At 65.4% G+C, this 25,417-nt stretch carries 24 protein-coding genes, 1 pseudogene and 1 riboswitch; of the genes and pseudogenes, 10 read left to right on the top strand and 15 right to left on the bottom strand.

Annotation, left to right across the window (positions count from 1 at the left end; genetic code table 11):
• Positions 1 to 67 precede the first annotated feature (67 nt).
• Together ACCQ15_RS20700 and ACCQ15_RS20695 are read right to left on the bottom strand one after the other, a co-directional pair.
• On the bottom strand, positions 68 to 652 hold the full coding sequence (locus tag ACCQ15_RS20700; RefSeq protein WP_008571731.1) for a manganese efflux pump MntP: 585 nt from the start codon (positions 650 to 652) through the stop codon (positions 68 to 70).
• Between the two features lie 12 nt (positions 653 to 664).
• Positions 665 to 825: riboswitch (yybP-ykoY riboswitch) on the bottom strand.
• A gap of 265 nt (positions 826 to 1,090) precedes the next feature.
• The gene (locus tag ACCQ15_RS20695) at positions 1,091 to 1,840 is read right to left on the bottom strand and encodes an IclR family transcriptional regulator (RefSeq protein WP_008571729.1); all 750 of its coding nucleotides are present in this window, start codon (positions 1,838 to 1,840) and stop codon (positions 1,091 to 1,093) included.
• Positions 1,841 to 2,021: 181 nt separating this feature from the next.
• On the opposite strand from ACCQ15_RS20695, the gene fucP reads away from it, so the two are divergent.
• Both fucP and ACCQ15_RS20685 read left to right on the top strand, forming a co-directional pair.
• Positions 2,022 to 3,323 carry an L-fucose:H+ symporter permease gene (gene fucP / locus ACCQ15_RS20690; protein WP_011349050.1) on the top strand — a complete coding sequence of 434 codons (1,302 nt, stop codon included), beginning with the start codon at positions 2,022 to 2,024 and terminating at the stop codon, positions 3,321 to 3,323.
• A 2-nt stretch (positions 3,324 to 3,325) separates the two neighbouring features.
• Entirely contained in the window at positions 3,326 to 3,685 is a 360-nt protein-coding gene (locus tag ACCQ15_RS20685) for an L-fucose mutarotase (protein ID WP_218196901.1), read from the top strand.
• 221 nt (positions 3,686 to 3,906) lie between these two features.
• Here the strand turns inward: ACCQ15_RS20685 and ACCQ15_RS20680 are convergent, their stop codons facing one another.
• The 6 genes and pseudogenes from ACCQ15_RS20680 to ACCQ15_RS20655 form a co-directional block, all read right to left on the bottom strand.
• On the bottom strand, positions 3,907 to 5,229 hold the full coding sequence (locus tag ACCQ15_RS20680) for an L-fuconate dehydratase (RefSeq protein WP_372381016.1): 1,323 nt from the start codon (positions 5,227 to 5,229) through the stop codon (positions 3,907 to 3,909).
• Positions 5,230 to 5,834: 605 nt separating this feature from the next.
• Positions 5,835 to 6,692, bottom strand: a complete 858-nt coding sequence (locus tag ACCQ15_RS20675; protein WP_011349046.1) for a fumarylacetoacetate hydrolase family protein — start codon at positions 6,690 to 6,692, stop codon at positions 5,835 to 5,837.
• Positions 6,693 to 6,861: 169 nt separating this feature from the next.
• The gene (locus ACCQ15_RS20670) at positions 6,862 to 7,632 is read right to left on the bottom strand and encodes an SDR family oxidoreductase (RefSeq protein WP_008576004.1); all 771 of its coding nucleotides are present in this window, start codon (positions 7,630 to 7,632) and stop codon (positions 6,862 to 6,864) included.
• Positions 7,629 to 8,501 (bottom strand): amidohydrolase family protein, encoded by an 873-nt coding sequence (locus ACCQ15_RS20665; RefSeq protein WP_057680791.1) that lies wholly within the window; start codon positions 8,499 to 8,501, stop codon positions 7,629 to 7,631. The genes ACCQ15_RS20670 and ACCQ15_RS20665 overlap by 4 nt, the downstream gene beginning before the upstream one ends.
• Positions 8,498 to 9,508, bottom strand: a complete 1,011-nt coding sequence (locus ACCQ15_RS20660) for an aldo/keto reductase (protein ID WP_011349045.1) — start codon at positions 9,506 to 9,508, stop codon at positions 8,498 to 8,500. Before ACCQ15_RS20660 ends, ACCQ15_RS20665 begins: the two co-directional genes overlap by 4 nt.
• Positions 9,505 to 9,742: pseudogene (locus ACCQ15_RS20655) on the bottom strand (hypothetical protein). Before ACCQ15_RS20655 ends, ACCQ15_RS20660 begins: the two are co-directional and overlap by 4 nt.
• A gap of 72 nt (positions 9,743 to 9,814) precedes the next feature.
• Here ACCQ15_RS20655 and ACCQ15_RS20650 point away from each other — a divergent pair.
• The gene (locus ACCQ15_RS20650) at positions 9,815 to 11,437 is read left to right on the top strand and encodes a family 43 glycosylhydrolase (protein WP_071117428.1); all 1,623 of its coding nucleotides are present in this window, start codon (positions 9,815 to 9,817) and stop codon (positions 11,435 to 11,437) included.
• Positions 11,438 to 11,645: 208 nt separating this feature from the next.
• Here ACCQ15_RS20650 and ACCQ15_RS20645 read toward each other — a convergent pair whose 3' ends face one another.
• Both ACCQ15_RS20645 and ACCQ15_RS20640 read right to left on the bottom strand, forming a co-directional pair.
• Positions 11,646 to 11,849 (bottom strand): hypothetical protein, encoded by a 204-nt coding sequence (locus ACCQ15_RS20645; RefSeq protein WP_005922076.1) that lies wholly within the window; start codon positions 11,847 to 11,849, stop codon positions 11,646 to 11,648.
• 3 nt (positions 11,850 to 11,852) lie between these two features.
• Complete coding sequence (locus tag ACCQ15_RS20640) at positions 11,853 to 12,416, bottom strand: peroxiredoxin family protein (protein ID WP_014091440.1); 564 nt, start codon at positions 12,414 to 12,416, stop codon at positions 11,853 to 11,855.
• Positions 12,417 to 12,969: 553 nt separating this feature from the next.
• On the opposite strand from ACCQ15_RS20640, the gene ACCQ15_RS20635 reads away from it, so the two are divergent.
• The gene (locus ACCQ15_RS20635; RefSeq protein ID WP_372381015.1) at positions 12,970 to 13,878 is read left to right on the top strand and encodes a DUF4424 domain-containing protein; all 909 of its coding nucleotides are present in this window, start codon (positions 12,970 to 12,972) and stop codon (positions 13,876 to 13,878) included.
• Positions 13,879 to 14,167: 289 nt separating this feature from the next.
• Here ACCQ15_RS20635 and ACCQ15_RS20630 read toward each other — a convergent pair whose 3' ends face one another.
• Positions 14,168 to 14,836: a response regulator transcription factor gene (locus ACCQ15_RS20630; protein WP_008575987.1), complete on the bottom strand. Its 669-nt coding sequence runs from the start codon at positions 14,834 to 14,836 to the stop codon at positions 14,168 to 14,170.
• Between the two features lie 174 nt (positions 14,837 to 15,010).
• A complete protein-coding gene (gene acs / locus ACCQ15_RS20625) occupies positions 15,011 to 16,954 on the bottom strand; it encodes an acetate--CoA ligase (protein ID WP_372381014.1) in 1,944 nt (647 codons plus the stop codon).
• 296 nt (positions 16,955 to 17,250) lie between these two features.
• On the opposite strand from acs, the gene ACCQ15_RS20620 reads away from it, so the two are divergent.
• The 3 genes from ACCQ15_RS20620 to ACCQ15_RS20610 all read left to right on the top strand — a co-directional run bounded on the left by ACCQ15_RS20620 (position 17,251) and on the right by ACCQ15_RS20610 (position 20,761).
• Positions 17,251 to 18,633: a DcaP family trimeric outer membrane transporter gene (locus tag ACCQ15_RS20620; RefSeq protein ID WP_218559086.1), complete on the top strand. Its 1,383-nt coding sequence runs from the start codon at positions 17,251 to 17,253 to the stop codon at positions 18,631 to 18,633.
• 86 nt (positions 18,634 to 18,719) lie between these two features.
• Entirely contained in the window at positions 18,720 to 19,037 is a 318-nt protein-coding gene (locus ACCQ15_RS20615) for a DUF485 domain-containing protein (protein WP_008575982.1), read from the top strand.
• A complete protein-coding gene (locus ACCQ15_RS20610) occupies positions 19,034 to 20,761 on the top strand; it encodes a cation acetate symporter (RefSeq protein ID WP_029820732.1) in 1,728 nt (575 codons plus the stop codon). The genes ACCQ15_RS20615 and ACCQ15_RS20610 overlap by 4 nt, the downstream gene beginning before the upstream one ends.
• Here the strand turns inward: ACCQ15_RS20610 and ACCQ15_RS20605 are convergent.
• Positions 20,755 to 21,063, bottom strand: coding sequence for a hypothetical protein (locus ACCQ15_RS20605; RefSeq protein WP_372381599.1), 309 nt, complete (start codon positions 21,061 to 21,063; stop codon positions 20,755 to 20,757). The two genes, ACCQ15_RS20610 and ACCQ15_RS20605, sit on opposite strands and share 7 nt — an antisense overlap.
• Before the next feature lie 346 nt (positions 21,064 to 21,409).
• Here ACCQ15_RS20605 and xth point away from each other — a divergent pair, with 346 nt between their 5' ends.
• Together xth and ACCQ15_RS20595 are read left to right on the top strand one after the other, a co-directional pair.
• A complete protein-coding gene (xth, locus tag ACCQ15_RS20600; protein ID WP_008575976.1) occupies positions 21,410 to 22,189 on the top strand; it encodes an exodeoxyribonuclease III in 780 nt (259 codons plus the stop codon).
• Positions 22,186 to 22,623 carry a GFA family protein gene (locus tag ACCQ15_RS20595; RefSeq protein ID WP_008575974.1) on the top strand — a complete coding sequence of 146 codons (438 nt, stop codon included), beginning with the start codon at positions 22,186 to 22,188 and terminating at the stop codon, positions 22,621 to 22,623. The genes xth and ACCQ15_RS20595 overlap by 4 nt, the downstream gene beginning before the upstream one ends.
• A 61-nt stretch (positions 22,624 to 22,684) precedes the next feature.
• Here ACCQ15_RS20595 and ACCQ15_RS20590 read toward each other — a convergent pair whose 3' ends face one another.
• Complete coding sequence (locus tag ACCQ15_RS20590; protein WP_005914591.1) at positions 22,685 to 22,936, bottom strand: GlsB/YeaQ/YmgE family stress response membrane protein; 252 nt, start codon at positions 22,934 to 22,936, stop codon at positions 22,685 to 22,687.
• A 126-nt stretch (positions 22,937 to 23,062) separates the two neighbouring features.
• On the opposite strand from ACCQ15_RS20590, the gene ACCQ15_RS20585 reads away from it, so the two are divergent.
• The gene (locus tag ACCQ15_RS20585) at positions 23,063 to 23,659 is read left to right on the top strand and encodes a 4'-phosphopantetheinyl transferase family protein (protein WP_008575969.1); all 597 of its coding nucleotides are present in this window, start codon (positions 23,063 to 23,065) and stop codon (positions 23,657 to 23,659) included.
• Between the two features lie 16 nt (positions 23,660 to 23,675).
• Here the strand turns inward: ACCQ15_RS20585 and ACCQ15_RS20580 are convergent, their stop codons facing one another.
• Positions 23,676 to 25,247, bottom strand: coding sequence for an alkaline phosphatase D family protein (locus tag ACCQ15_RS20580; RefSeq protein ID WP_277573377.1), 1,572 nt, complete (start codon positions 25,245 to 25,247; stop codon positions 23,676 to 23,678).
• Between the last annotated feature and the right edge of the window lie 170 nt (positions 25,248 to 25,417).

The raw sequence follows: 25,417 nt of genomic DNA, 5'->3' as shown, positions 1-25,417 counted from the left end.
TGCGCGCGATTGGGCATTACCGATAACGCTCCGTCGCGCGCAGGCACGCTCCTACGAGGAGAGGTGCTTACGCCGCGCCGCTCAGGTGCTCGTAGAGAATCACGCTGCCGACGATCACCAGAATCAGTCCACCCAGCATTTCAGCGCGCTTGCCGATCAGATTGCCCAGCGCGCGGCCCAGCATCACTCCGGCAGTGACCATGCTGAAGGTGCACAGGCCCACCACCACCGCCACCACGCCGATATGCACATCAAGAAACGCTAGGCTGACGCCGACCGCCATCGCATCGATGCTGGTGGCAAAGCCGGTGGTGGCCAAGCCCAGCACGCCATGCCGTTTTGGCGTGTCGGAGGCTGCGTCTTCGGCATCATCCGGCCCGTCGCGCAGGCCGGCAACGATCATGTGCGTGCCCAATGCGCCCAGCAGCACGAAGGCGATCCAGTGATCGTAGGCAGACACATAACTGGATGCGGCACGGCCCAGCAGCCAGCCGATCACCGGAGTGATGGCTTCGATGCAGCCGAAGATCAGGCCGGCGCGTAGCGCATCGCGCCACTGCGGTTTGCGCATCGCCGCGCCCTTGCCGATCGCCGCGGCAAACGCATCGGTCGACATCGCAAAACCGATCAACACAATGGAAAAAGGAGACATCGACACTCTCGGGTTGGGCACGGTCACAACGGCATGCGCCCGCGCCAACCGTCGTCGTGCACGCATGCCGCTGGTCTCGCCAAACCGAACTGGTTGCCTGCACCACGGCGCACTGGCCGAGTATGTTGATGCAGGCGCTTTCGATGCACGAAAGCAGGCTACTCCCCAAGGGGCGCGCAGTGTACCAACGCATTGCCGCGTTCGGTGCGTTTGCACTGCACGCGAAGGTCGGTCTGATCTTTATAGCCGTGGCTATCCGGGCGCCATGCGTGCGGCCTGCCCGCTTCTTCGAGCTGCCCAACAACTGTGTATTTCTTACATCGCAGGCATCGACGTGCGGCGCAGTGGCAGCACGGGCGATGCGGCATCGCGCAGGAGCCGGGCGCCTGGAAACGCGTATGGCAGGCGACGGCGCGCGTGCGCCGGGCGTGCAAGTGGCTAGTGCAGCGCGCTGGAAATCTCGGCGGTTGCCGCACACAGGGCCTGCAACGCCGCTTGCGGGCTCACCAGCGCAGGGCGCCGTTCGATGAAGGGCACCGTGAGCGTGTAGCTGGCGCTGCCGCGTTGCAGGATCGGTGCAGTCAGATCGACCACGCCCACCACTGCCTCGCTGGGCTGCATGGCATAGCCATCGCGGCGCGCCTGCGCGGCGGCGGCCAGGAACTGCGCGCGCTCGAATGGCACGTCGCTGGCTTCGAGCATGTCCAGCCAGCGCGCCTGCACCTCCGGCTGCTGGAAGGCGAACAGCACCAGCCCGGAGCTGGAATGCGTCAACGGGCGACGATGCCCCGGGCGCACCACCAGGCCCAGGTCGCTGGGCACGTCCATTTGCGCGATCACCACGATCTGGTCGCCGGACGGCGCCACCAGGTGGCAGGGCTGGGAGATCGCATCGGACAGCCGCCGCATCACCGGCAACGCGGCCTCGCTGATGCTCTGCACGTGCGGCTGCTGCATGCCGAGCATGAACAGCCGGTTGGTCAGCACGTAATCGCCTTCGCCATCGCGCGTGAGGTAGCCGCGCTCTTCCAGCACCTGCAGCATGCGAAAGATCTCCCCGCGCGAGCGCCCGATACCCTGCGAGATCGCGCCCATGCTCATCGGCTGCGCCTGGCGGGCGAGCAATTCCAGGATGTCCAGCCCCTTGTCCAGGGCGGGTGCGCGGTACTTGGCGGGTTCGGTGCTCATCCGTTTGCGGGTCCAGGCAAGGTGCGGCGCGCCAGGGTACAGGCATCGCAGGCACGGCGGCGGTGGATGTCTCTTCGTGCAAATATAAACAAAGATTTTATATTTGCATGGCGCTGGCCTGCGCAGTACGCTCGCCCGATTGCAACGCAAGCGCCACCAGCCTTGGGAGGGGAACGGTCGCATGCATCACAGTGACATTGCCGCGTCGCCGCGCGGCAACCTGGCGCGTACCGCCATGGTTCCCCTGTTGTTGATCGTCAGCCTGTTCTTTCTATGGGGCATGGCCAACAACCTCAACGACATCCTGATCAAGCAGTTCAAGAAGGCGTTCGAGCTGACCGACCTGCAGGCCGGGCTGGTGCAGAGCGCGTTCTACATGGGCTATTTCGTGTTCGCGATGCCGGCGGCGATGTTCATGCGCCGCTACAGCTACAAGGCCGCGGTGGTGCTGGGCCTGCTGCTGTACGCCTGCGGTGCGTTCCTGTTCTATCCGGCCGCGCAGGTGCACACCTACTGGCTGTTCCTGCTGGCGCTGTTCGTGATCGCCAGCGGCCTGGCGTTCCTGGAAACCACGGCCAACCCGCTGGTGACCGTCCTTGGTCCGGCCGATGGCGCGGCGCGACGCCTGAATCTTGCGCAGGCGTTCAATCCGCTGGGCTCGATTACCGGCGTGCTGGTCGGCCAGCACTTCATCTTCTCCGGCGTGGAGCACACCCCGGCCGAACTGGCAGCGATGGCGCCGGCCGCGCGCGAGGCGTTCTTCGCCACCGAATCGGCGGCCGTGCAGATGCCCTACCTGATCATCGGTGCGGTGGTGGTGCTGTGGGCGATCCTGATCGCGCTGGTGCGTTTTCCCAGCGGCGCGCCGGAGGCAGACACCGGCGTTGCGCCCAGGCGCGCACGCTTCAGCGAACTGCTGCGTAACCGCTTGTTCGTGTTTGCGGTGGTGGCGCAGTTCTTTTACGTGGGCGCGCAGGTCGGCATCTGGAGTTATCTGATCCGCTATCTGCAGGACGCAGTGCCTGGCACGCCGGAAAAAACCGCTGCGACCTATCTGACCATCTCGCTGGTGCTGTTCATGGCCGGCCGCTTCATCGGCACTGCGCTGTTGCGTTACCTGGCGCCTGCGAAGCTGTTGGCAAGTTTTGCCGTGATCAATCTGGTCTTGTGCGCGGTGGCCATCGCGCTACCCGGCTGGACCGGGCTGTACGCGCTGGTGGCGGCTAGCGTGTTCATGTCGGTGATGTTCCCGACCATTTTTGCGCTGGGCCTGGACGGCATGCACGACGATGCCCGCAAGCTGGGCTCGTCCATGCTGGTGATGTCCATCATCGGCGGTGCCTTGCTTACGGCGGTGATGGGCGCGGTATCGGATATGGCCGGCATCCACTGGGCGATGGTGGTGCCGGGTGCGTGCTTTGCGGTGATTTTGTCGTTCGCGTTGCGCGCACGTCGCGCGGCGCCCGTCGTTGCAGGAGCCTGAGCATGCCGCGCCTTTGTTATGTGCTGGATCTACACGACGATGCAGCGCTGATCGCCGAGTACGAGCGCTGGCATCAGCCCACCGAGGTGTGGCCGGAGGTAGTGGCCTCGCTGCAGCAGGCCGGCATCCTGGAATTGGAGATCTTTCGCAGCGGCGACCGGCTGGTGATGCTGATGGAGGTCAGCGAGGACTACGACCCGGCCGCCAAAGCCGCGCGCGATGCCGCCGACCCGCGCATCCAGGCGTGGGAGCAGTTGATGTGGCGGTTTCAGAAACCGCTGCCCAGCAGTGCCCCAGGCGAGAAATGGCGGCAGGCCGGGCGGATCTTTGCGCTGGGCGAGGCGATCCACGCGCAGCGCTAGGAGCGCCCTCATCCGCCCTGTGGGCACCTTCTCCCGCAGGCGGGAGAAGGGCATGCTCCGCGTTGATCCAGGCGTGGCAGGTTTAGCCAGCTGTTGGCTGTTCTGCATGGCCGAAAGCTCAGGCCGAGATGTGTCAATCCGAATTGCCGAGCGGTCCCGGACCGCTTCCTTCTCCCGCGCGCGGGAGAAGGTGCCCGAAGGGCGGATGAGGGAACGCGGGCTCAGGTCTTCGCGCTGGCCGCCAGATCCTCCACCCAGAACCGTCCACCCGGATAGCTGAACTCCGCGATCGAGGCGGCGTGCATTTGTGCGGAGAAACCAGCCGCTTCCGGGGCGAGATAGCGGCCGTGGCGAATGCGCACCGGGTCCAGGAAGTGTTGGTGCAGGTGGTCGACGAATTCGATGGCGCGGTCTTCCATCTTGCCGGTGATGGCCACGAAATCGGCCATGGCCAGATGCTGCACCAACTCGCACAGACCGACACCGCCGGCATGCGGGAACACGCGCACGTTGAACTTGGCGGCCAGCAGCAGGATGGCGAGATTCTCGTTGACCCCGCCCACGCGCGCGGCATCGATCTGGATCAGGTCCACCGCACCGGCCTGCAGCAACTGCTTGAACACCACGCGGTTCTGCGTGTGTTCGCCGGTAGACACCGGCACCGGAGCGATGCCCTGGCGGATGGCGGCATGGCCGAGCACGTCGTCCGGGCTGGTGGGTTCTTCGATCCAGGCGATGTCGAATTCGGCCAGCTGGCGCATCCAGTCGATGGCAGGGCCCACGTCCCAGCGCTGATTGGCATCGACCGCCATGGCGATATCCGGGCCGATCGCTTCGCGCGCCAGGCGGCAGCGACGGATGTCGTCGCGCACGTTGGCGCCAACCTTGAGCTTGATGGTGCGGAAGCCGTCGGCCACCGCTTCCTTGGCCAGCCGCACCAGCTTCTCGTCCGAGTAGCCGAGCCAGCCGGGCGAGGTGGTGTAGGCGGGGTAGCCTTGCTCGATCAGCTGCGCGATGCGCTGCGCGCGCTGCGGCTGCGCAGCGCGCAGGATGGCCAGCGCTTCGTCGCGGGTGAGCGCGTCGGTGAGGTAGCGGAAGTCGATGGTGTCGACCAACTGCTCGGGTGTGAGTTCGGCGATGAAGCGCCACAGCGGCTTTTTTGCCGCGCGTGCGGCCAGGTCCCAGGCGGCGTTGATCACCGCGCCGATGGCCATGTGCATCACGCCCTTTTCCGGGCCCAGCCAGCGCAGCTGCGAGTCGTTGGTGAGCCGGCGCGCGAATGCGCCCAGATCGGCGATGACCTCGTCGACCGACAGGCCAACCACATGCTCGGCCAGGGCCGCCACCGCGGCGGTCTGCACGTCGTTGCCGCGGCCGATGGTGAACACCAGGCCGTAACCGGCCAGGTCATCGGCTGCATCGGTGCGCAGCACCACATAGGCGGCCGAGTAATCCGGATCCGGGTTCATCGCGTCCGACCCATCGAGCTCGCGCGAGGTGGGGAAGCGGACGTCATGGGTTTCGAGGGCGATGATGGTGCTCATGAAAGTCCTGGCGATGGATGGCGGGAAATGGAACGGATGGGAAAAAGTGGCTGGAAGAACTAAGTGACGAAGAAATACGTGAGCGGAGAAGTGCGTTTAAGCCCCTCTCACCGGGAGAGGGGTTGGGGTGAGGGTACGAACGCTTAGCGCCAGGGATGTTGAGGCGCTGCAGTGACTCATGCCTTTGCAACGCAGCCCAATGAATCGATCGCACAACCAGCTGTGTATTGCCATCGAAGCGCTACACCGTTTTGAAATGCAACGCGGCGGCAAACTCCGCAAGAGCAACGTGCTTGTGATGCGTCAGCATGAGCGTCTACATGTCAGACCAAACAACAGACGGCATGACATCGAATTGCGCGACTCCGTGGCTACGTACCCTCACCCCAACCCCCGCTCCGCGCCCCGGCCCGCGCCAGCAACGCGGGCGCTTCAAGGCACGCGCGCCAATGGCGCGCAAGCTGTGCCTTGGCGCCCCGATGGGAGAGGGGCTTTGCGTTGTCGTGCGATTCGAGTTGCGTGAGTCCTTCGGCTTTCGCGCAAGAAAAATTCTTAGGGGTGGTACGCAATGTAGTGCAGTGCTACCTCAATCCTTCTAGAGAACCTCAAGCCGCATCGCGCGGATGCGCCACCACCGGTTGACGCTGACGACCCAGGCCTTCGATCTCCAGCTCCATCACATCGCCGGGCTTGAGGTAGACCGGCGGCTTCTGGCCCAGGCCCACGCCCGGCGGCGTGCCGGTGCTGATCACATCGCCCGGCATCAGCGTCATGTAGCGGCTGATGTGGCTGACCAGTTCGGCCACGCCGAACACCATCGTGCGCGTGCTGCCGTTCTGGTAGCGGTGGCCGTTGACCTCCAGCCACATCGACAGGTTCTGCGGGTCGGCGATTTCGTCGCGGGTGACCAGCCACGGGCCGATCGGGCCGAAGGTGTCCGCGCTCTTGCCCTTGACCCACTGGCCGCCATGTTCGAGCTGGAACTCGCGCTCGGACAGGTCGTTGATCACTGCGTAGCCAGCCACATGATTCAGCGCTTGCTCCACCGATACATCGCGCGCCACGTCGCCGATCACCACGCCCAGCTCTACTTCCCAGTCGCTCTTCACCGAGCCACGCGGGATGATCACCGTGTCATTGGGGCCGCACACCGCCGTGGTGGCTTTCATGAAAAGAATCGGCATCTTGGGCACTTCCATGCCCGATTCGGCGGCGTGGTCGGCATAGTTCAAGCCGACGCAGATGAACTTGCCGATGCGGCCCACCGCTGCGCCGTAACGCACCTCACCTTCGATCAACGGCAGCGTGGCCACATCCAGTGCGCGCAGTTTTTCCAGGCCGGCGTTGGTGATGTGCTCGCCGGCCACGTCGTCGATCAAACCGCTGAGGTCGCGGATGCGGCCTTCGCTGTCGATCAGGCCAGGGCGTTCGTGGCTTTCGGCGCCAATGCGTACGAGTTTCATGCGGTCTTCCTTTGCAGATGAGAAGGGGAGCGGCTAGCAAACCTAGCGCGCATGCATCGGGTGGGTAAGGACGGTGTGCGCATCCTGACGCAGACACATGCGACAGATCGCGTCACGCGATCGCTGCGCCTGCGTGTGTGGTGGGCGGCCGCATGCGTCGTTGCCGTGCTCAGTTGGACCAGCCGCCATCGATGATGTGGGTCTGGCCGGTGGTGAACGACGATTCGTCCGAAGCCAGGTACACCACCAGCTGCGCAATCTCGCGTGGGTCGCCCAGGCGGCCCATCGGTTGGCGGTCGGTGAAGCTCTTCCACACCGCCTGTTCGTCGCCGCCCAGGGCCTTGACGCGTTCGCCCAGCGACGGCGTCTTGATGGTGCCCGGGCAGATCGCGTTGCAACGCACGCCCTGCGCCACGTAGTCGGCCGCGATCGCCTTGCTCAGGCCGATCACTGCGGCCTTGGTCACGCCGTACACGAAGCGGTTCGGCACGCCCTTGATGCTGGAAGCCACCGAGGACATGTTGATGATGCTGCCGCGGCCGCGTTCGAGCATGCCCGGCAACACCGCCTTGCAGGTGTAGTACATCGCATCGACATTGATCGAGAACGAGCGGCGCCATGCCGGCTCGTCGCAGTCGAGAATGCTGCCCTGATGTACGAAGCCGGCGCAGTTGAACAGCACGTCGAACGGGCCGTGTGCGGCGATCAATGCGTTGATCGCGGCGGCGTCGGTGACGTCGAGCAGCTGGGTGGTGATGGCATCGGATTCGGCGGCCAGCGCCTGCAAGGCCGCGGCGTCGATGTCGGTGGCAATCACCTGTGCACCGGCGCGTGCACAGGCCAGCGCGCTTTCGCGCCCGATGCCGGCGCCGGCGGCGGTGATCAGGCAGCGCTTGCCCTGCAGGCGGGTGTTGGGTGTGGTGGAGATCGAGACAGTCATACCGATGAGGTTCCGTGGGTGGGGGCCGCCGGCCGTGGCAGACGATAGAACGTGCGTGCGTTGTCGCCGAAGATGGCTGCCGCGTGCTCGGTGGCATGCCGGGTGACGAGTTGCTGGGCGAGCGCGAACCAGTGCGCGTAGTCGGCGCGCAGGGTCAGCACCGGCCAGTCGCTGCCCCATAGCAGCCGCTGCGCGCCGAAGCGGGCGAACAGGTGCGCCACATACGGCTCCAGCGCGTCCACGCCCGCGCCGCGCGCGGCTTCGGTCAGCAGGCCGGAGAGTTTGCAATGCACAGTGGGATGCTGCGCCAGGGCCGCCATGCCGGCGGCCCAGGCAACGAACTCGCCGGCCGCAATCTGCGGCTTGCCGCCGTGATCGACCACCACGCGCAAGCCCGGATGGCGCTTCAAGCGCGCCTGCAGTGCCGGCACATGCACGGCACGAATCAGCGCATCGAAGGCCAGATCGTGCGCCAGCAGTGCATCGAAGGCGGCATCCAGGGCGGGACTGGCCAGCCAGTGCACGTCGGTGATGTCCTGCACCATCGGGCGCAGGCCCTTGAGTACGCCGCCGCCGGCATGCACCAGTGCGCCGATGCGTGCAGCGGCATCGGGCGCAGCGAAGTCCACCCAACCCACCACGCCGGCAATGCGCGCATCGTCGCGGGCCAGCTCGAACAGGTAACAGGTCTCGGCTTCGGTGGCGGCCGCCTGCACCACCACCACGTGACCGACATTGGCCGCGTCCAGCGCAGCGTTGACGTCATCCGGGCCGAAGTCGCGGTACAGCGGTGCCAGCTCGGGCGTCAGCCAGTGGTAATCGCCACGGGCCAGGTGCCAGAAATGCAAGTGCGCGTCGACCCGGCTCATGGCGTGGGCAACTCCGCTGCGAGCAGGCCCTCATCGCGCAGGCGTTGCCACAGTGCCGATGGCACCGGAGCCGCAAGCCGCGTGGCAGCCGATCGCACTTCGGCCACGGTGCGCATGCCGGCCACCACCGTGGTCACCGCCGGGTGCGCCAGCGGGAACTGCAAGGCGGCCGCGCCGATATCCACCCCGAACGCCGCACAGGCCGCGTACAGCCGCTGCGCATGCTGCAGCGTGGCGGTATCGACCGGGGCGTAGTTGTAGGTGGCGCCGGGGCCGCGTGCGTCGCTGAGCAGGCCGGAGCTGTACGGGCCGGCCGACAGGATCGCCACATCGCGTTGCTGCGCCTGCTGCAGCAACGCGCGCGCGCCGTGCTGTTCCAGCAGGGTGTAGCGGCCGGCCAGCATCACGCAATCGAGCGGAAAACGCGGCAACACCTCCAGTGCTACGTCCTGCTCGTTGACGCCCAGCCCGATCGCCCCGCAGGCACCGGCCGCCTTGAGCTCCGCCATCGCCGGCAAGGCCTCCTCCAAGGCCTGGCGCAGCACGTTGGCGTGGTTGTCGCCGTGGGTCAGCGCGCCGATGTCGTGCAGCAGCAGCACGTCGATGTAGTCGGTGCCCAGGCGCTGCAGGCTGGAGTCGAACGCCCGGCGTACGCCGTCGGCGCTGTAGTCGAACTCGGCACGCCGCCCGGCCACCGCAAAACCGTCGCGCCCGGCAACGGCGTGGGCGTCGTCGTAGACGCAACGGCCAACCTTGGTCGACAGCGTGTAGTCCGCGCGCGGCACACCGGCCAGGCCACGACCCAGACGCGCTTCGCTCAGCCCGTAGCCGTAGTAGGGCGCGGTATCGAAATGGCGAATGCCGGCCTCGAACGCGCCTGCGACCGCTGCCAGTGCGTCTGCTTCGTCCACTTCCGTGTACAGGTTGCCGATCGGGGCGGCACCGAAGCCCAGTGCAGAAAGCTGCACGTCCGTGCCGCCCAGACGCTGCCGCGCCACGCCGCTCATGCGCGCCGCTCCGCGAGCAGGGCGCAGGTGCGGGGGCTTGAAGAATCCGTCGAGCAGAAGCTGAGCATTGCAACGTCCACCATCCGGCAGGTGCCGGACTGTTCGCATATGAATATGGCAATCATCAATGAACAGATCACGCTGCAGTGCAGCATTGCGGTGCCCGGGTCTGCACACCGTCGTGAGGCCGGCGGCGCTATGTCGGATTTCGCAACTGGCATGACCAGTTCCTATAACGCCCGGCCTGCGGTTGCGGCATGAAAGCCGGTGCGGCTAGATACCTGCCTTCTTCGACGAAGCTGACGCATGGCAGACACGACACGGCGGGACTTGTTCAAGGGACTGGCTGCCGGCGCACTGGTCGCACCGCTGGCGGCCGCGGCCCAGGCGTCGACGCCACAGTGCGCAGGCACCCCGCCGTGGGCGCGCGGTGTGGAGGGGCAGCGCAAGGCGGATCTGGGCAACGGCACCTATCTCAACCCCATCGTGGCCGGCGATCACCCCGACCCCACCATCCTCAAGGATGGCGACGACTACTACATGACGTTTTCGTCGTTCTTTTCCTACCCGGGCATCGTGCTGTGGCATTCCACCGATCTGGTCAACTGGACCCCGATCGGCCCGGCGTTGCATCAGGGGCTGGGCACGATCTGGGCGCTGGACCTGTGCAAGCACAACGGTCGCTACTACATCTACATCCCGGCCAATCCGGACGACACCGGCTGGTCGATCTTCGTGATCTGGGCCGACGACATCCGCGGGCGGTGGAGCGCACCGATCGACCTGAAGATCGCCGGCTGCATCGATCCCGGTCACGTGGTCGGCGAAGACGGCAAGCGCTATCTGTTCGTCAACGGCATCCGCAAGGTACGCCTGCGCGATGACGGCCTGGCCACCGACGGACAGCTGGAACCGGCCTACGCGCCGTGGCGCTATCCCGACCACTGGGTGGTGGAGAATTTCGCGCCCGAGGGCCCCAAGCTGACCTGGCACGATGGGTGGCTGTACCTGGTCACCGCCGTCGGCGGCACTGCCGGGCCGGTGACCGGGCACATGGTCATCGCCGCGCGTTCGCGCTCGGTGCATGGGCCGTGGGAACACTGCCCGCGCAACCCGCTGGTGCGCACCCAATCGGACCAGGAGCCGTGGTGGTCGCGTGGGCATGCCACGCTGGTGGAAGGGCCGCGCGGCGACTGGTGGATGGTCTATCACGGCTACGAAAACGGCTTTCGCACGCTGGGGCGGCAGACCTTGCTGGAGCCGATCGAGTGGACGGCCGACGGCTGGTTTCGCGCCACTGGCGGCGATCTGTCCAAACCATTACGCACACCGGCACGCGTGCCTGCCGCCGGCATGGTGCCGGCGACGGGGTTGGCGTTGTCCGACGATTTTTCCAGCGACAGGTTCGGCACCCAATGGAGCCTGCATGCGCCCAAGCCCGGCGAACAGGCGCGGGTGCGGCGCGCGAACAAGGCGCTGACGCTGGCCTGTGCGGGCAGCTCGCCGATCGACAGCACGCCACTGACCTGCGGCGTGCCCGATCGCGCCTACATGGCAGAGGTGACGCTGGAACTGGTCGGCAATGCCGAAGGCGGCATTGTGTTGTTCTATAACCACAAGGCCTTCGTCGGCATCGGCTTCACTGCCGACAGCATGAAGACCTACGAATATTCCGAAGAACTGGTCTGGGCACGCGCACCCAACACGCATCGGCGCATTCGCGTGCGGCTGACCAACGATCACCAGGTCGTAGGGTTCGAGTATTCGGTCGATGAGGGCCGGCAATGGACGCGCCACCCCACCCGCATGGAAGTCTCCGGATTCCATCACAACGTGTTCGGCGGTTTTCTCAGCCTGCAGCTTGGCGTGTATGCCGCGCAGCAAGGCGAGGTGGTATTGCGCGATTTCCGCTATCGCGCGCTGAGCTGAGCGCGCATCACGCCACCCAGCGTGACAGTCAAATGGCGAGGCCCGGGGGGACCTCGCCGTCAGGCGTAACAGCGACCATCGAGGCCTTGCGCACAGCGTCAGCGGGATGCGGACGGCGCGAAGAATCGCCATGGATACGCGGTACATGCCGATTCCGTACGCCGGCCTGCTCCATTTGGCAGCGACGCGGTCGCTCTATCGATCGCAGTTAACCGCAGCAGTAGCAGACGTTGCCCTGGCCCAGGTCGCCGCCGAATTCCGGACACTCGGCTTTGCAGGCCCATGCACTACACGATTCGACTTTCGGCTGTGCGTTATCGACCGCCATCACCTGGAAGGCACCGAAGCCGGTGCTGGCCAGAAAGGTCGCTGCCATCAACGCACTACGCAAGCTTACCCAACGCTTCTTCATGCATTACTCCTTCACCGTTGCAAAAGCCGCTGGCGCGTCCGTGCGGCGCAAGGCGGCAACGAGGTCCTGCACCCGCTCCGTGGTATCGAAAACGCCAAGATGCGAATGACGCACGCGCCCCTCCCCATCGATGGCCATCAGCAGCGGCACGTTGCGTGCGCGGAACAGCATCAACGCGCGACGATCGGTCAACGTGACCACCGGGAAATCGAAACCGTGCACATGTGCGTATCGCGCAGCCTGCGCGGCATCGCAATGGCACACGCCCAGCAGCTGCGGCCGGCCGGGCAGGTTGGCCTGCAGCTCGCGCGCTGCCCGCAGCACGGTCGGTGCCGAGCGCTGGCAGTACGGGCAGGTGGTGGTGAAAAAGAACAGCACCTGCGCCGGCCCATGCGGCGCACCGAGCAGATGCCGTCGGCCATCGCCATCGGTCGCTTCGATACGCGGCACGTACATGCCGTCATACGGCGTGCTGATGCGCGTCTGCAGCCAGTGTTGCTGCACGCGTAGCTGCCGGTTCTGCCACGCCAGCACGGCAATCAATGCACAGGCCACCAGCAGGCCCATCCAGAGCCAGGGGAAACGTCGCGCCATGCCAGCTCCAAAGCGTCCTTGGTGCTCGAGCCTTGCCCAGGCATCAGCTCATGGTCAATGGTGATATCGACAACTGCGATGTCGCACGGTCTGCGGTTGTGGATGCGATCACGCCCCCGCGCTTGGGCTTGTCACTGACGCGTGGTGTCGCGATTGGCATTTGCGCAATCAGCGCGCCATGGAAGCGTGCCTGCGGCATTGGCGTGGCACGCGTAGGGAAGGCCGGATGACGATGCGAGCGCACTGGTGCGTTCAAATCACCCAACACGCTAAGCGGACCCCACAGCGACACCGCCACCAAGGCGAGCGAGCGCCTGTGGACGGTCCAGGCGCGTCGCCTCGCGTGCAGGCTGATCCGTAGGCCAGGCCAACGCCACCAGCAAGCACGACAGCACCACAAACACATCAGACCCTGCGCCATTGCCGCACGCGTCGCGCGACGCGCTGCCCACCATCCGGTCGAGCCCGCGCGTGGCATGCTGTGCGGCCCGGCGCGCGGGTACGCCGGCCTTTCAAGGATCACCTCATGCGCGCAATGGCGTTTTTCGTCCGGCTGTGTGTGCTGGCACTGCTTGCCTGCAGTGCTGCACAGGCCAATGACAGCAGTTTCGGCGACGACAATGGCACCATCCGCCTGCTGCATCAGCCCGACATCAGTATGGACCGCGAAGCGCTATTGCTCAGCGAAGAACGCGTGCAAGTGGACTATGTGTTCACCAACACCAGCGAGCGCGACCTGAGCGTGCCAGTGGCCTTCCCGATGCCGCCGATGTACTTTGGCATGGCCGACCATAATGCGCTGAGCGATTTCAAGCTCTGGGCGGACGGCAAACCGGTTGCCACCACGCGCAAGGTGGTAGTGCTGCTGGATGACGGTAGTGACATCTCCACCGCGTTCGCCGCCACCGGCTGGACCCAGGATGATGTTGCCGCGTTCACCGAATCGGCCACGCCCCCGAAGGGGCGCAAGCCGCTGCCCGCGCGCTGGGTCGATGGCGATGGGCAACCGCGTTTCACGCTCAACCCCTACTTCGTCTGGCAGCAGAAATTTCCTGCCAAGGCAAGCGTGCAGATCCGCCACACCTATACACCCAGCCTGTCTACCGGCGTCCCGCAGCCCAGCAGCTATTTGCTGAAGGCGTATGCAAAAGACACCTGCATCGAACCGGCGACCAAGGTCAGCATGCAGCGTCGTGAGGGCAAGTACGGGTTGGGATGGACCAACCTGCGCTACGTGCTCACGACCGGCAAGAACTGGAACGGCCCGATCAAGGACTTCCAGCTGACCATCCGCAAGCAGGCGGCCAGCGACATCCTGAGCCTGTGTTTCGACGGCGAACTGAAAAAGATCGACCCGCTGACCTTCCAGTTCAAGCAGGCCAACTTCGTGCCGATGCGCGATTTGAACGTGTTGTTCGTGCGCGCACCGGAATAAACCGGACAAGCAGCAGGGCAGCCGGGCGCGACGAAGCGTCTTGCAACGCTCACCACGATCGTATGCGCCAACGCGCATCGGTTGTCTTCTGCAAATGAAGCGTTGCCGAGAACACGCATCGTGCCCAGGTGCGCTTCTACGTTGGTGCCACGCTGCGTTGCATGGCACGTCCGTCGATTGCCCACCACCGATGACGGCCGAGGTGGCGGGAGCACGGGCACGAGCGCACCCGGACGCGACCAAGCCTCACCGATCAACCCCAACGCACGCAGTCCTACACCTGCGCGCGTCAGTCTTCTTCCGGCGGCGGCAGCACGATGCCGTCGGCATCGATGGCGAGCTTGCCGGCCATCAGCACTGCCTGGGTGCGATTGGTGACGCCGAGCTTGCGCAGGATTGCGGTGACATGGGCCTTGATGGTGGCTTCGGATACGCCCAGGTCGTAGGCGATCTGTTTGTTGAGGCGCCCCGCGCCCAGCATCTGCAACACGCGAAATTGCTGTGGCGTGAGATCGCGCAGACGCTGGCCAACCTCGCGTTCCTCGCTGTCGGTCGGCGGCAGGTTTTGCGCTTCGGCCGGGATCCAGCGCTCGCCATCGAGCACGGTGGCCAGCGCCCGCCCGATGGTGTCCGAATCGGCGGATTTGGGAATGAAGCCGAACGCGCCGTGGTCGATCGCGCGCCGCATCACCGTGGGCTCTTCGCGTGCGGAGACCACCACCACCGGCAACTGCGGATGCAGCGAGCGCATGTGCACCAACGCGCTGAATCCCTGCGCGCCGGGCATGTTGAGATCCATCAACAGCAAATCGGCGTCCGGCTGCGCGTCGGCCAGCGTGTACAGCGCATCCACGTTATCGGCTTCGAACAGTTCGACCCCCGGCATCACGCGCTGCACCGCCCCGCGCAAGGCTTCACGGAACAGGGGATGGTCGTCGGCGATGAGCAGGGTGGTCATTGGGGGGCCGGGATTGGGATTGGGGATTCGTAAAAGCAGGGATGTTGGGATTCGTAACTGCCCGCACGCATTACTGTTCGACAATGCAGATCCGGAGATGAAAATGGAAAGAGATTGGAAAGCCGCTTCTGCGAATCCCCAATCCCGAATCCCGAATCCCGGCCCTTCGGCGCGTCAGCGCGCCAGGCGCTCGTTGACCAGCGAATCCACTACCGACGGATCTGCCAGCGTGGAGGTGTCGCCGAGCTGGTCGGGCGCGTTCTCGGCGATCTTGCGCAGGATGCGGCGCATGATCTTGCCCGAGCGGGTTTTGGGCAGGCCGGGCGCCCACTGCAAGTGGTCGGGCGAGGCGATCGGGCCGATCTCCTTGCGCACCCAGCTGACCAATTCCTTGTGCAGGTCTTCGCTCGGGCTCTGCCCGGCGATCAGGGTGACGTAGGCATAGATGCCCTGGCCCTTGACGTCATGCGGGAAGCCCACCACGGCCGCTTCGGCGACCTTGGGGTGCGAAACCAGCGCGCTTTCCACTTCGGCGGTGCCGATGCGGTGCCCGGAAACATTGATCACATCGTCCACGCGGCCGGTGATCCAGTAGTAGCCGTCGGCATCGCGACGGCAGCCGTCGCCGGTGAAGTAGCTGCCCGGATAGGTGCGGAAGTAGGTGTCGATGAAACGCTGGTGGTCGCCGTACACGCTACGCATCTGGCCCGGCCAGGAATCGAGCAGCACCAGATTGCCTTCGGTGGCGCCTTCCAGAATCTTGCCTTCGGCATCGACCAGCGCCGGCTGCACGCCGAAGAACGGCAAGGTGGCCGAGCCCGGTTTGAGATCGACCGCGCCGGCCAGCGGCGAAATCAGGATGCCGCCGGTTTCGGTCTGCCACCACGTATCCACGATCGGGCAACGGCTGTCACCGACCACCTCGTAATACCAGCGCCAGGCTTCCGGATTGATCGGCTCGCCAACGCTGCCAAGCAGGCGCAGGCTCTTGCGCGAGGTCTTTTTGACCGGTTCCGCACCGTCGCGCATCAGCGCGCGAATCGCGGTGGGTGCGGTGTAGAAAATGGTGACCTGATGCTTGTCGATCACTTCCCAGAAGCGCGACACGTTCGGGTAATTGGGCACGCCTTCGAACATCACCGCGGTGGCGCCATTGGCGAGCGGGCCATAGACGATGTAGCTGTGGCCGGTGACCCAGCCCACGTCGGCGGTGCACCAGTAGATGTCGTCCTCGCGCAGGTCGAACACCACTTCATGCGTGTAGCTGGCAAACAACAGATAGCCGGCGGTGGTGTGCAACACGCCCTTGGGTTTGCCGGTGGAGCCGGAGGTGTAGAGGATGAAGAGCGGGTCTTCGGCGTTCATGCGCTCGGGTGTGCACTCGGCCGGCTGGCCGTCGACCACATCGTGGAACCAGCGATCGCGCGGTGCCTGCATCTCCACTGCGCCACCGGTATGGCGCACCACCAGCACGGTTTCCACCGTATCGGTGCCGGGAATCTTCAGCGCTGCATCGACATTTGCCTTGAGCGGAATCTTCTTGCCGCCGCGCAGGCCTTCGTCGGCGGTGATGATCAGCTTGCTCTGGCAATCGATCACGCGGTCGGCGATCGAGTTGGCGGCAAAGCCGCCGAACACCACCGAATGCACCGCACCGATACGCGCGCAGGCGAGCATGGCCACAGCGGCGTCGACGATCATCGGCAGATAGATGGTGACCCGGTCGCCCTTCTTGACGCCCAGGTTGCGCAGCGCATTGCCCAGCTTGCAGACGCGCTCGTACAACTCGCGGTAGGTGACCGGGTAGGAGGCCGCATCCGGGCTGTCGGGTTCGAACAGCAGTGCGGTCTTGTCGCCGCGTGTGGCCAGCTGGCGGTCCAGGCAGTTGACGCTGGCGTTGAGCTCGCCATCGCCGAACCAGCGGATATGGAAGTCGTCCAGCGCGTAGCTGACGTCCTTGATCTGGGTGGGTTGCTTGAACCATTCGAGCCGCTGCGCGGCCTTGCCCCAGAACTGTTCGGGGTGTTCGATCGATTCGCGGTACAGCGCAGCGTACTGCTCGCGCGTCACGCGCGCATCGGCGGCGAACGCGGGATCGACGGGATAAAGATCAGCCATGGCACCCTCACTTGCGATGAACTTGTCGGAAGAGGGCGTTGCGGCTGCCCTCGGTAGACAATCAGTGTGCCGCATCCATTCTGTCCCGGCGGTCAACGGCGCCTTAGACCATGGTCGTAACCGGGGTGAGTGCGCCAACGCACATGCCAGGCGTGCTGCGGTGCGACCATCGGTCATCTTGCGCAATGCTGCGTTGCAGCTACGACCAAAGGCGAATAGGCTCCGAAGCGCGGACTGCCTCACGCTCCGCACAGCATCGCCATCAAGCGCGAGGCCTTCATTGGGGAGAGGGTTCCATGAAACACCGTATTGCACCGCTGGTGCGCCATCCGTTGGCGGCCGCCTTGTTCGTGGCCACCATTTTGCCGGGCGCTGCGTTCGCCCAGACGTCCAAGGAAAAGGCACTGGAAGCGCGCATCGCCGAGCTCGAGCGCCAGGTCCAGATGCTGGTGTCTGCGCAGCAACAGCAGCAGGGCCAGATCGCGCAGACGCAGACACAGGTCACCGAAGTGCGCACCTTGCAGGCGCAGACGCCGCTTGCACCGGCGGTGCCGGCCGGCAAGAAGCCGATCCAGCTGACCAGCATCACGCCGAACGCGTTGCCGGGGACAACGTTCCGTTACGGTGGTTTCATCAAGGCCGACTTCATGACCACCCGTACCAGCGACGGCGCATTGCCTGAGGGTGCGGTGGGGCGTTACCTGTATATCCCGACCCAGACGCCGGTCGGCGGGCAGGCGTCCAGCACCGATACCGACTTCCATGCCAAGTTCTCGCGCTTCAATCTGGGCGTGGACACCGTCACCGAAAACGGCGACAAGCTCACCGCCTTCATCGAACTGGATTTCTTCGGCAACGCGCTGGCCAACCAGGTCAACAATCTGTATGGCGGTACCTTGCGGCACGCCTACATGAGCTGGAACAACTGGCTGGCCGGTCAGACCTGGTCCAACTTCATCGATCCCACCATCCTGCCGGAAGCGGCCGACATCGTCGGGCCGACCGACGGTGCGTTGTTCAGCCGTCAGACTCAGATCCGGTACACCCGCGGCGCTTTCAGCGTGTCGGCCGAAAACCCCGAGACGCTGACCACCCCGTACCAGGGCGGCAACACCATCCTGGCCTCGGACCATGGCGCGATGCCGGACCTGACTGCACGCTACAACTGGAAGGGCACCTGGGGCACCTTCGGTCTGTCGGCCATTGCGCGCCAGTACCGCACCCGCAGCGCGCTGACCAACGACACCGACTTCGGCGGTGCCATCGCCGGCGGCGGCCGCTGGATCATCAACTCCAAGAACGATCTGCGTTACCAGCTCAGCTACGGCGAGGGCCTGGGACGCTATCTGGGCCTGGGCAACGGCTCGGATGTGGAGATCGACATCGACGGCAATATCCAGACCGTCACCACGGTTGCCGGTTGGGTGGCCTGGCGCCACGACTACAACGCCAAGCTGCGCAGCACCCTCATGTACTCGCGCGTGAATTACGACCATTCGCTGGCCAATACCGGTGGGCTTGCCAGCAAGTCCCAGCAAAGCATTCGCGCCAACGTGTTCTATTCGCCGTTGCCGAAGGTGGATGTGGGCGCCGAGCTGATGTACGGCCGTCGCGAAGCCGAAAACGGCGACAGCGGCGACATTTCGCGGCTGCAGTTCACCACCAAGTACAGCTTCTAGCGTTCTGCCACTGGCGGCCTGCTCCACTGCGGTGGAGCGGGCATCGCCGCCTTATGTCTTACCAGCGCTCTACCAGGAGACAGACCATGACCGTCTCGAATGACGCGTTGATCGCCAAGATCGATGCCAATCCGAAGTACCACGCACTCAAGCGTCAGCGCAACACGCTGGGCTGGACGCTCACCATACTGATGTTGCTGGCCTATTACGGCTACATCGGCCTGATTGCCTTCGACAAGGAATTCCTCGCCAAGCCGATCGGTGCCGGCGTGACCTCGATCGGCATCCCGATCGCGATCGGAGTGATGGTGTTCACCATCGTCATCACCGCCATCTACGTGCGTCGCGCCAACAACACCTACGACCAGCTGACCGCGCAGATCCTGGAGGAAGCCCGCAAATGAGCAAGATTTCGCGCCTTCTCCTGATCCTGGCCGGCCTGATGCCTGCCGGCATCGCGCTGGCCGCCGGCGGCGACCTGGGCCAGGTCGACAAGCAGCCCACCAACTGGGTGGCGATCGCCATGTTCGGCTTCTTCGTGCTGGCCACCCTGTGGATCACCAAATGGGCGGCGGCCAAGACCAAGTCGGCCGCCGACTTCTATACCGCTGGCGGTGGCATCACCGGTTTCCAGAACGGCCTGGCGATCGCTGGCGACTTCATGTCGGCGGCGTCGTTCCTGGGCATCACCGCTGCGGTGATGGCCAACGGCTACGACGGCCTGATCTATGCGATCGGCTTTCTGGTCGGCTGGCCCATCCTGACCTTCCTGATGGCCGAACGCCTGCGCAACCTGGGCAAGTACACCTTCGCCGACGTGGCCGGCTACCGCTTCGCGCCGACGGCGATCCGCAGCTTTGCGGCGTCGGGCACCTTGGTGGTGGTGCTGTTCTATCTGATCGCACAGATGGTCGGTGCCGGTGCGCTGATCAAGTTGCTGTTCGGCCTGGACTACTGGGTGGCGGTGACCCTGGTCGGCGTGCTGATGATGATCTACGTGTTGTTCGGCGGCATGACCGCAACGACCTGGGTGCAGATCATCAAGGCCGTGCTGCTGCTGACCGGCGTGACCTTCATGGCCGTGGCGATCATGTGGCATTTCAACTTCAGCTTCGAGGCGCTGTTTGCCGAAGGCGTGCGGGTGAAAACCGCGGTCGCGGCCAGCGGTGGCGCTTCGCCCGAGGATGCGGCAAAAGCAGGCTTGTCGATCATGGGGCCGGGCGGTTTCGTCAAGGACCCGATTTCGGCCATTTCCTTCGGCATGGCGCTGATGTTCGGTACCGCCGGCCTGCCGCACATCCTGATGCGCTTCTTCACCGTTCCCGATGCCAAGCAGGCACGCAAGTCGGTGCTGTGGGCCACCACCTGGATCGGGTACTTCTACATCCTGATCTTCATCATCGGCTTCGGTGCGATCGCACTGGTGTTGACCAACCCGCAGTTCGCCGATGTCGCCACCGGCACCATCCACGGCGGCAAGGGCGCGGCCAACATGGCGGCGGTGCTGGTCGGTAACGCGGTGGGCGGCAACGTGTTCATGGGCTTCATCTCGGCGGTGGCCTTCGCCACCATCCTGGCGGTGGTGGCCGGCCTGACCCTGTCCGGCGCCTCGGCGGTGTCGCATGACCTGTATGCCACGGTGATCAAGAAGGGCAACCCGGCGCCTGGTTCGGAGCTCAAGGTCTCGCGTGCCACCACCCTGGTGCTGGGCGTGATCGCGGTGCTGCTGGGCATCGTGTTCGAGAAGCAGAACGTGGCCTTCATGGTGTCGCTGGCCTTCGCCATCGCCGCCTCGGCCAACTTCCCGGTGCTGATCCTGTCGTTGCTGTGGAAGAACTGCACCACCCGTGGTGCAGTGACCGGTGGTTTCCTCGGCCTGATCTCCTCGCTGGTGCTGACGATCCTGTCGCCGTCGGTGTGGGTGGACACGCTGGGCAACGCGGCCGGCTCGGCGCCGTTCCCGTACACCTCGCCGGCGCTGTTCTCGATGACGATTGGTTTTGTCGGCATCTGGTTGTTCTCGGTGCTGGATCGCAGCCCGCAGGCAGCCAACGAACGCGCTGCCTTCAAGGCGCAGCAGATCCGTGCCGAAACCGGCCTGGGTGCCAGTGGCGCCTCCGGTCATTGATCGACGGGTTGATGGTTGATGTGATCGCAGAACGCCGGCCCAGTGCCGGCGTTCTGCGTTTTGGCGATGCCGCCGCTGTCGGGGCGGCCCGGCCAGGGACATGTGCGAGATGCCCGCACGGCCCTGGCCCAGGTGGCCGCGTGTTCGCGGTGGCGCGCGCACACTCCGGTGCCACGGCTGAGGTCGGCACGGGTGAGTACGCCGGCCAGACGCAGGCGGTCGCGCATGTCGCGCTCGTCAAGGCTCAGGCCGGGGAAGGCAGGCGACTGCGGTGGCGACGCGACTGCGGCGGATGACGGCATGGCTGGCGGTGTCATGGGGGTCAGGCCAACTTATCCACTTCAACCGGGCGGGTTGCTTCACGCCAAGTGATTGAATGATGGCGGCTGTCCGGTGCAGGTGCCCGTCTCGTGCCTTCGCTCACGGGCGGCGGTCGCCCGACCGGCAGCGCCCGCGCGTAGGCGCAGGCCGCTCGCCAACGTTCGGCGGCAAGCGCATAGACGCGCACGCCAGGCCGGCACGCGCGCCTTCCCACACACGGCACGGCAGCGCGTGGCGGAATAGCCCGGTTCCGCCACGCCGGGCTCCACCGTCCTGAGGGCGACGCATGGCGCGGTACCATTGGTGGTTTGAACCACGGTCCGCGCCATGAAGATTGCCTCCTGGAACGTCAACTCGCTCAATGTGCGCCTGCCGCACCTGCAACAGTGGCTCGCCGCGTTTGCGCCGGATGTGGTGGGCATCCAGGAAACCAAGCTGGAAGACCACAAGTTCCCCGATGCAGCGCTGGCGGCACTGGGCTACCGCAGCGTGTTCTGCGGGCAGAAAACCTATAACGGCGTGGCGATCCTGTCGCGCTCGCCGGCAGTTGACGTGCAGATGGGCATCCCCGGGCTCGACGATGTGCAGCAGCGCGTCATCGCCGCCACGGTGGATGGCGTGCGCATCATCAATCTGTATGTGGTCAATGGCCAGGACGTGGGCACCGACAAGTACGCCTACAAGTTGCGCTGGCTCGCCGCAGCGCACGACTGGATCGCGCAGGAGCTGCAGCGGTACCCGCAGCTGGTGGTGCTGGGCGACTTCAACATCGCCCCGGACGCGCGCGACGTGCACGATGCAACGGTGTGGAACGAGCACCACATCCTCACCTCGACCGACGAGCGCGCCGCGTTGGACAAACTGCTGGCGCTGGGCTTGCACGACGCATTCCGGTTGCACAACCAGGACGCCGAGCACTTCAGTTGGTGGGATTACCGCCAGGCCGGTTTCCGCCGCAATCTGGGCTTGCGTATCGACCTGACCCTGGTCTCGGACGCGTTGCGCACGCGCGCGGTGGAATCGGGCATCGATCGCGAACCGCGGACCTGGGAGCGGCCCAGTGACCATGCGCCGGCGTGGGTGCGGCTGGCGGAGGTCGGCGCATGAGCGAACGGCATCTGCGTCGTAGCACGCACAAGGTGGGCGATGTCACGCTGGGGCCGGTGCATCGCCTGAGTTGCCACTGCGGTGCAGTGCAAATCGATCTGGATCTGCCGCATGGCCTGCTCGATCCACGCCGCTGCGATTGCTCGATGTGCCGCCGGCGCGGCGCCATCGTCGCGTCGGTCACCCTCGATGGCCTGCATGTAGTGCAGGGCGAGGAAGTGCTGCAGCTGTATCAATTCAACACGCAGACCGCAGCGCATTATTTCTGCGGCGTGTGCGGCATCTACACCCATCACCGGCGCCGCTCCAATCCCAACGAATACGGCTATAACGTCGGCTGCCTGGAAGGCGTCAATCCGTATGCGTTGAACATCGCCGTGCCGGTGGAAGACGGCGTGCACCACCCGGCCGATCGCATTGCCGCGAAAGGCTGAAACGACAACGCCCGGGCAGGCCCGGGCGTTGCGCGACGCGAGAGCGGTGTGAGGCGCTGCGTTAGCGCAGGCGGCCGCGGGTCACCAGATTGACGATGGCCAGCAAGATCACCGCACCCACCAGCGACCACACGAAGGTCCATAGCGTAATGGCCTGGTTGATGCCGCCACCAAACAGGAAACCGGCGATCAGTGCGCCCACGATGCCCACCACCACATTGAGGATGATGCCCTGCTGCGCGTCGCGGCGCATGATGATGCTGGCCAGCCAACCCACGATGCCGCCGACGATCAACCAGATGATGATGCCCATGTTGCTGATCTCCATGTTCGCGTGCACCGGAAGTGGTGCATGGGCGCCATTCAACGCAGCTGCGCGTGAAGCAGCTGTCGAGCGCGATGAACGGTGTGGCCGAATGTTCGGCTTGGTGCACGGCGCGTGACAGCGCATGCGAGCTGGCAGGTTGGCCCGGTGCAGCTGTGGCTACGCCCGCACCGCCCCGGCGAGCGTGGCGAGCCGCAGGCGCGTCAGTTGCTCGGCCCGGCCTTGGGCATCGACCCGGCAGTGGTGCCATTGCAGCGCGATGCACGCGGGCGTCCCTCGTTGCAGCCGGCGCTGCCCGACCGCGATACCGGTTGGAGCCACAGCGGCGACTATCTGCTGGTAGGGCTGGGCCAGGGCGTGCGACTGGGCGTGGATCTGGAGCGCATTCGTGCGCGCCCGCGTGTGCTGGAGATCGCGCAACGCTTCTTCCATCGCGATGAAATCGCCTTGCTCGCTGCGCTGGCGCCGGACGCACAGCACGCGTTGTTCTTCCGGCTGTGGTGCGCCAAGGAAGCCTTGCTCAAGGCCCATGGGCATGGCCTGTCGTTCGGCTTGCACCGGCTTGCGTATGCGCCCGCGCCCGACGGCGCACTGCGCCTGCAGTGGTGCGATCCGGAACTTGGCCAGGCCGAACACTGGCAGCTGCACGAATGGTGGGCCACTCCAGAGTGCCGCGCCGCATTGGCGTTCCATCCGTTGGCGGGCGCGTAATCCGTCCGCCGCGTTCCTACGCCACGCCGTGCGGCAGAATCGGTTGACGGAACTGCGCCACCCTATCCAGGTCGCGCAACGTCACCGTGAGGACGCCGCTGCGGCCATCAATGTCCACTTCGCCAAAGAACTGGTAACCGGCCAGCGGCGAGGTGTTGGGCGCAGGTGGCGCTTTTTGAAACACCACGCTCGGGCCGAACGTGGCATCCAGTGCATTGGGCCCGAAACTGCCGGCATTGAGCGGGCCGCCGACAAATTCCCAGAACGGTTCGAACTGCTGAAACGCGGCGCGATCGGGGTGATAGTAGTGCGCCGCGCAGTAATGCACGTCGGCGGTGAGCCACACCGTATTGCGGATGCGTGCGCGGCTGATGAAGCGCAACAGCGTGGCGATTTCCTGTTCGCGGCCACGTGGCACGCCGGGGTCGCCATTGGCAATCGCCTCCCAGCGCGGGCGCCCGTTTCCATCTTCGCCATCTGGCACCTGCAGGCCGATCGGCATGTCGGCGGCAATCACCTTCCATTGCGCGCGCGAGCCGGCCAGTTCGCGCTGCAACCACGCCAGTTGCTCCGGCCCGAGAAACGCGGCATCGGGACCGGGCCGCGGTTGCAGGTTGTCGCTGTTGGCGCCGCGGTAGCTGCGCATGTCCAGCACGAACACATCCAGCAACGGGCCGTAGGCAATCTTGCGGTAGATACGCCCGCTGCCGTCGGCACGCACGCCGCGCATCGGCGCGTATTCCAGGAACGCCTGGCGGGCGCGCCTGGCCAGCACGTCGATGTCGCGTACCTGATAGCGCGCATCCAGTTGCTTGCCGGGCGACCAATTATTGGTGGTTTCGTGGTCGTCCCATTGCCACAGTTGCGGCACCTCGGCATTGAAGCGGCGCACGTGCGCATCGAGCAGGTTGTAGCGGTAGTTGCCGCGAAATTCGTCCAGCGTCTCGGCCACCTTGCTTTTGGCCGCGGTGGTGAGATTGCGCCAGCGCTTGCCGTCTTCCACCGTCAGCTCGGCCGGGATCGGGCTGTCGGCGTAGATGGTGTCGCCGCTGTGCAGGAAGAAATCCGGATTGCGCTCGCGCATCGCCGAGTAGATGCGCATGCCGCCGATGTCCGGGTTGATGCCGAAGCCCTGGCCAACCGTGTCGCCGCTCCAGACAAAGCGCACATCGCCACGCGCCTGCGGTGCGCTGCGCAGATGGCCGTGGACGGGCGCGCTCAACACACCGCTGTCGGCATCTTCGAAACGCACGCGATAGAAGATGTCCTGGTCGCGTGGCAGGCCGCTCAGGTCCGCACGTGCGGTGAAGTCGTGCGCCGCCGATGCGATCGTGCCGTCCACGCGCCGCGCCTGACGCAGGCTTGGGCGGGTGTCCCATTCCACCCGCAACCGCGCCGGGCGGTCGGCACGGCTCCACAGCATCGCGCGGTCGTCCAGCACATCGCCGCTCTGCACCCCGTCGGTGATGGTGGGTCGTCCCGACGGCGCGGCCAGGCTGCGCGCAGACCAAGCGGCAGTGGCCGGCAGCAACACACCGGCACCCAAGCCTTGCAGGATGCGGCGACGGGCGGGATCGGAGACGGTCATGCGTGTCCTTCAGGCGGCTGCGGCTGCGTGCAGGTGTAGCGCCGCCGTCTTACCGCCACGTGTCCGTGACCGCCCCCGGGCGCGTTAACGCGATGGGCCGCACAGTGCGCCGCGAGCAGGATGCCGCGCGCACCAGCCTCGGGGCAGTGCGTCCGCGGCTGCCGCCCCGG

This window comes from Xanthomonas sp. NCPPB 1754 (assembly GCF_041475725.2).
Taxonomy (GTDB): domain Bacteria; phylum Pseudomonadota; class Gammaproteobacteria; order Xanthomonadales; family Xanthomonadaceae; genus Xanthomonas; species Xanthomonas euvesicatoria.
This window is presented reverse-complemented; position numbering and strand designations above follow the sequence as displayed.